1 protein-coding gene is annotated in these 228 nt (G+C 54.4%); it reads left to right on the forward strand.

Features of this window, described 5'->3' with window-relative positions:
* A partial coding sequence (locus R0J88_RS24235; RefSeq protein WP_410901491.1) for a hypothetical protein occupies positions 1–228 on the forward strand: 228 nt, incomplete at both ends.

Here is a 228-nt window from a genome sequence, read left to right on the forward strand (position 1 = left end):
GTCATTACTCGAGGCAGTCAGTTGGTGGTCGTGGGAGACCCCAAACAGTTACCGCCTACCAGTTTCTTCGACCGCTCCGATGTCTCAGGTGAAGAAGAAGATGTGGCGGCAATGGTACAAACTGACAGTATTCTGGATGCTGCTCTACCCTTGTTCCCCATGCGGCGCTTGCGCTGGCATTACCGCTCGCAGCATGAGCACCTGATTGCTTACTCCAACCGCCACTTT

Source organism: Pseudoalteromonas sp. SIMBA_162 (assembly GCF_046535955.1).
Lineage (GTDB): Bacteria > Pseudomonadota > Gammaproteobacteria > Enterobacterales > Alteromonadaceae > Pseudoalteromonas > Pseudoalteromonas marina.